The following is a 5635-nucleotide window of genomic DNA, read 5'->3' on the forward strand; positions in this document are numbered from 1 at the left end:
GCGACTGGTTGAAGGCCACGAACGAGGCCGCTGTCGCCCCCGCCGCCAGCACGCCCAGGGCGCTGACCGCCGCGATCTGCAACCGGCGCAGGTGCCGGCGCCGCCGGTCCCGCTCTTCCCGCTCGGCATCGCGGGCATCGGTGCTGGCGATCAGGAAGGCGCGTTCCTTGGCTCCGGTCTTGTCGGCATTGTTTTCCAGCCATTCCAGGGTGTAGTCCAGCCGCGCGCCCCGCAGCAGCATTTCCGGGTCGCGCCCCGACTCGATCCATTCCTCGGCCATCTGCACCACCCGCAGCCGCATCCGCAGATCCGCGCGCGAATCCTCGATCCAGCGGCTCAGCCGCGGCCAGGACCGCAGCAGCGCCTCGTGGGTGATCTGGATGGTCTTGTCGTCGATGGTCAGCAGCCGCGCCTCGGTCAGCCGCTTGACCACCTGGTCCATGATCTCGGCATCGGCATCGCCCTCGATCTCGGACCGGGCCAGGATCCGGCGGGCATCGCCGCCGCCCTCGCCCGGCGTCACCAGGCTCAGCAACAGGCGCTTGGCGACCCGGCGCTCCGCATCGTTAAAATCACTGTCGAAAACCGCATCGGCCGTCTGCCGGATCGCCCCGGCCATGCCGCCGCTGGCGCGATAGCCCTCGTAGGTCAGTGTCGCTCCCATGCGGCGCATCCAGGTTTCGACCAGCGCATGCGAGATCAGCGGCAGCACCCCGGCATCCAATCCGGCCTCGGACACGATGGCATCGACCAGGTGCTGCTCGACATAGAACCCCGCGCGCCGCGCCGGCTCCACGATCGCGCGGCGCAGGTCGCCCGCCGTCATCGGGCCGACCAGCACCTGGTTGCGGCTGACCGCCTCGGCCAGCCAGGGGAACTGGGCGCAATTGGGATAGTAATCGGCGCGCACCGCGATGACGATGCGCACATGGCTGTCCGCCGGATCGGTGATCGCCGCCAGCGCATCGACAAAGCCTTCGGCCACCTTGGGCTCGTTCAGCGTACACAGCTCTTCGAACTGGTCGATGGCCAGCAGCAGCGGCGCTCCGGCCTCATCGCCCAGCACCTGCCGCGCCACCGAGGGCCGCGCCACGAATTCCTCCAGCCGCACCCGCACATGATCGGCATCGCCACGCAGGCGGAAATACAGCTCGGACAGGGCATCGCGGCCCGGCGTGAACAGCTCGACCCGCCAGTTTTCGCTGCCCGGGATCGCACCGTCGCGCAGCGAAGCGATCAGCCCGGCGCGCACCAGCGAGCTTTTGCCGCTGCCCGAGGACCCGCCAACGACCAGCACCTTCTGCGATTGCAGCCGCTTGATCAGGTCGGCGACCATCTCCTCGCGGCCGAAGAACCGGTCGGCATCCTCGGGCTGAAACGAGCTGAGCCCGCGATAGGGGCAATCGGCGCCGGGGGAGGCAATGGCCTGGCCCTCGGTCAGGCCCTCGCCCGGATCCGGCGCCTCGGCGGCGATACGGGCCATCGCGTCATGGGCGGCGCGGCTCCAGGCCTCGATATCGTCGAAGCGTTCGGTGGGGTCCGCCGACATGCCGCGCAGGAAAAAGTCACGCCAGGGCTCGGCCAGCCGCTCGACCGCCTCGCCGATGGCCACCGCGTCGGGCGGGCGCGACCCGGTGATCGCGTACCACAGCACGGCGGTGGCCGAATAGACATCCGCCGCCGGGCTGACCCCGCCATCGGCCTCGTATTGTTCCGGCGCCATATAGGCCGGCGTGCCGCCCAGGATCAGCGAGGTCTGGGTGTTGCCCAACAGGTCGCTGGCGATGCCCAGGTCGCCGATCATCACCCGGTCGGGACTTTTGCGGGAACTGGGCGGCGGCACCGGGTCCAGCACGGTCACGTCGTCGCTGCCCGCCATCGCCGCCGGCACGGCGCGGAAGCCCACGGTCTGGAACAGGATGTTCTCCGGCTTGATGTCGCGATGCACCACCCCGGCGCGGTGGATCGCCGACAGCCCCGAGGCCAGCGCATCCACCAACTGCACCAGGTCGCCCGATGGCAGCCCCGACATACCCGATCGCGCCGCGACCCGGTCGGTCAGCGTGCCCAGATCGGCGTGATCCATGACAAAATAGGGGCGACCATCCGACAGCCGCCCCACATCATGCACGCCCACGATGGAATAGGACTTGATCCGCCTGAGCAGCCGCGCCTCTTCGACGAAGCGCTGCTTCAGGCTTTCGTCGTGTTCGCCCCGGTAGTCGAGGATCTTGATGGCGACATCGGCCGCCAGTTCCTCGTCCCAGGCCAGCGCGACAACGGCAAAGCCTCCGCGGGCGATTTTGCGGCGAACGACATACCGACCGACATAGTCCGGGAGTTCCATCGCCGCTGGTGGATCAGAGCTGATCCGCCACGTCGAGACACATGAACTCTTCGGCGTCGATGATGTCGTGATTGCGATCCGCCGGCGAAACGCAGAGCACGGTGGTCCCTTCGCGCTGTGTCACCGAGGCGGCACCGGTGGTGACATAGCTGGGATAGATGTCGGTCGGATGCCAGTCGCCCTGGGCGACACTGTGTTCGGTCTCGGCATTGTTAGACACCTGCTTGACGTCGAACCGGTCGCCCCACCAGACGTGCAGGTGGTTCTTGGACATTTCCGGCATGAAGTTGGCCTCGAATTCGACGGCAAGCTCGTCGCCCTCTTTGCTGACCGATGTGATCTTGGCGATGCACCCGTCGACGGGGCAGGCATTGGCCTCTTGCGCCCGGGCTGCGCCCGGCAGACCACCCCAGATCGCCAGGGTCGCGGCTGCGCCGAACGCAAGGCTGATGGCAAATTTTCGTGTCATGGTGTATTTTCCCCGTCAGTAACGACAATTGCTTTGAACGATAATGCCTCCAACTTTAGCGGCAATTCGTCATAATTTCTAGGTTATTGCCGCGATGCGGGGCGCGATCGTGCCGCAATCTTGGAGACCGACTCATGCGCGTCGTCGGCGCCGCAGTGATCGCGGATGTTTCCGGAAGCACGCCGCTGTATGAAAGCCAGGGCGCGCAGCGTGCGGTTCAGGAAATCCGCTGGAAAATCGACCAGTTGCGCACGCTGGCGGGGCAGTCGGGTGGTGACTTCATCCATTCCAAGGGCGACGACATCCTGGTGCATTTCCCCGAGGCCGGCAACGCGGTGGCGGCGGTCAAAACCATGGTGGCCGGCCGCGCCGACGACCTGCTCAGGGTACATGCCGGGGTCAGCTGGGGCGAGATGCTGCGCGTGCCCGATGATCTGTATGGCAGCCCGGTCAACATGGCGGCGCGGCTGGCCGCCCTGGCCAAGCCGCGCGAGGCGCTGGTGTACGGCACCTGTTTCGATCAGCTTGACGCCGCGGCGCGCGCCGATCTGCGCCGCGTCGATGTGTTGCAACTGAAAGGCGCGGCGGACATGCGCAGCGTGCATTCCTATGTCGCGGGCGACCCGTCGGCCCGGACCGAGACGTTCTTTTCCCGCCTCGGCAGCCAGGCACCCGCGGCCGGCGTCACCCTCAGCCATGGCGAGACCGCTATCGACCTGCTGGAAGGATCCGAGCTGACGCTGGGCCGCTCGGCCGAAAGCGCCATGGTCATCGCCGCGCCCTGGGTGTCGCGCCGGCACGCCACCGTGTCGGTCGCCAACGGGCTGGTCGAACTGCGCGACCACAGCACCTTCGGCACCTATCTGACCCTGGCGCCGGGCACCGAAACCATCCTGCGCCGTTCGGCGGTGACGCTGTCGGGGCAAGGGCTGTTTTCGCTGGGTGCGCCGCGCCAGCAATCCGAGGCGGCGGTGGTCGCCTTCACCCTCGCCCGGAAATGATCCCGCGTCCTGCTGGCGGGAAGCGGCGCAAATTGCCGCTTCAACTGGCTTTCCTCCCGCGTTAGGCGGTACATCCAGACCGACCGACTCAACGACAAGGACCGCGCCATGCATGACATCCGTGCCATCCGCGAAAACCCGGAAGCCTTCGACGCCGCCCTCGCCCGCCGCCAGGAGGCGCCGGCCGCGTCGGATCTGCTGGCCGTGGATGCCGAGCGCCGGGCCAAGATCCAGGCCGCCGAAGAGGCGCAGGCCGAACAGAACCGTGCCTCGAAACAGGTCGGCGCTGCCAAGGCGAAAGGCGACGAGGCCGAGTTCGAACGGCTTCGCGCGCTGGTGGCCAGCAAAAAGGCCGAGGTGACGGCGATGCAGGCCGAGGCCAAGGACCTGGACGTCAAGCTGACCGACATGCTGGCGCGTATCGCCAACCTGCCCGCCGCGGACGTGCCTGATGGCGCTGACGAAACCGACAATGTCGAGGTCAATCGCTGGGGCGAACCGCGTGTCTTCGATTTTGCCCCGAAAGAGCATTTCGAGATCGATGGCGTCGCCAGGGCGATGGATTTCGAGATGGCCGCCAAGCTGTCCGGTTCGCGCTTCGTGGTGCTGAAAGGCGCGGTGGCACGCCTGCACCGGGCGCTGGCGCAGTTCATGATCGACACCCATGTCGAAACCAACGGCCTGACCGAGATGCAGACGCCGGTTCTGGTGCGCGACGAGGCGATGTACGGCACCGACAAGCTGCCGAAATTCGGCGATGACAGCTATCAGACCACCAATGGCTGGTGGCTGATCCCGACCTCGGAAGTCACGCTGACCTATTCCGTGGCCGGCGACATCCTCGATGCGGCGCAGCTGCCGATCCGGATGACGGCGCATACGCTGTGCTTCCGTTCCGAAGCGGGCAGCGCCGGCAAGGACACCGCAGGCATGTTGCGCCAGCACCAGTTCGAAAAGGTCGAGATGGTGTCGATCACCCATCCCGACGAATCCGACGCCGAACAGAAACGCATGCTGCGCTGTGCCGAAGCGCTGCTGGAAGCGCTGGGCATCCCCTATCGCACCGTGGTGCTGTGCACCGGCGACATGGGGTTCGGCGCGCGTCGGACCTATGATATCGAGGCCTGGCTGCCCGGCCAGGACGCCTATCGCGAGATTTCCAGCGTATCGACCACCGGCGATTTCCAGGCCCGGCGCATGAATGCCCGGTTCCGCCCCGAGGGTGGCGGCAAGCCGGAATTCGTGCACACGCTGAACGGATCCGGCCTGGCGGTGGGGCGCTGTTTGATCGCGGTGCTGGAAAACGGCCAGCAGCAGGACGGCTCGGTCCGCCTGCCCGACGCGCTGGCGCCCTATCTGGGCGGCCGCACGATGCTGAGCCCCGAGGGGCAACTGGTCTGACGCGCGGCTAGGTGCCGAATACCGGGCCAGCGCCTCACGCGCTGGCCCTCGGTGGCCCGATCCGGGCCTATTTCTTCTTTTTCTTCTTGGTTTTGGCCTTGCTGTCCTTGGCCTTTTCCTTGACCTTTTTCGACAATTTCACCGCCTCCTCCTTGGCCTTTTTGGCCAGCTTCTTGACCTTTCCCGCCTTTTCCGCCTTTTCGGACTTTTTCGCCTTCTTCGGTTTTTCCACCTTGGCCGGCTTGGCCTTCTTTGACTTTTTCAGCTTCTCCGGCTTGGCCTTTTTCGCCTTTTCGACCTTCTGCGGCTTGGCCTTCTTGGCCTTTTTCTGCGTCGGCACAGCGGCCTCGGCCGCCGGCGCCGGTGCTTGCGCGGCGACCGGTGCGGCCTTTGCCGCGGGCTCCGGGGCCGGCATGG

Annotated in this window: 4 protein-coding genes and 1 pseudogene; 2 read left to right on the forward strand and 3 right to left on the reverse strand. The window is 66.6% G+C overall.

Going from position 1 to position 5635, the window contains the following annotated elements; genetic code table 11:
• A partial coding sequence (locus tag CVM52_RS22980) for a serine/threonine-protein kinase (RefSeq protein WP_133119952.1) occupies positions 1-2347 on the reverse strand: 2347 nt, incomplete at its 3' end.
• A 13-nt stretch (positions 2348-2360) separates the two neighbouring features.
• Positions 2361-2816, reverse strand: a complete 456-nt coding sequence (locus CVM52_RS22985; RefSeq protein WP_100164684.1) for a hypothetical protein — start codon at positions 2814-2816, stop codon at positions 2361-2363.
• A 134-nt stretch (positions 2817-2950) separates the two neighbouring features.
• On the opposite strand from CVM52_RS22985, the gene CVM52_RS22990 reads away from it, so the two are divergent.
• Together CVM52_RS22990 and serS are read left to right on the forward strand one after the other, a co-directional pair.
• Positions 2951-3817 (forward strand): FHA domain-containing protein, encoded by an 867-nt coding sequence (locus CVM52_RS22990; RefSeq protein WP_100164685.1) that lies wholly within the window; start codon positions 2951-2953, stop codon positions 3815-3817.
• 108 nt (positions 3818-3925) lie between these two features.
• Positions 3926-5218, forward strand: a complete 1293-nt coding sequence (serS, locus tag CVM52_RS22995) for a serine--tRNA ligase (protein WP_100164686.1) — start codon at positions 3926-3928, stop codon at positions 5216-5218.
• A gap of 67 nt (positions 5219-5285) precedes the next feature.
• Here serS and CVM52_RS23000 read toward each other — a convergent pair.
• Positions 5286-5635: pseudogene (locus CVM52_RS23000) on the reverse strand (hypothetical protein); the annotation flags it as partial.

It is taken from the genome of Pseudooceanicola lipolyticus, from assembly GCF_002786325.1.
GTDB lineage: Bacteria > Pseudomonadota > Alphaproteobacteria > Rhodobacterales > Rhodobacteraceae > Pseudooceanicola_C > Pseudooceanicola_C lipolyticus.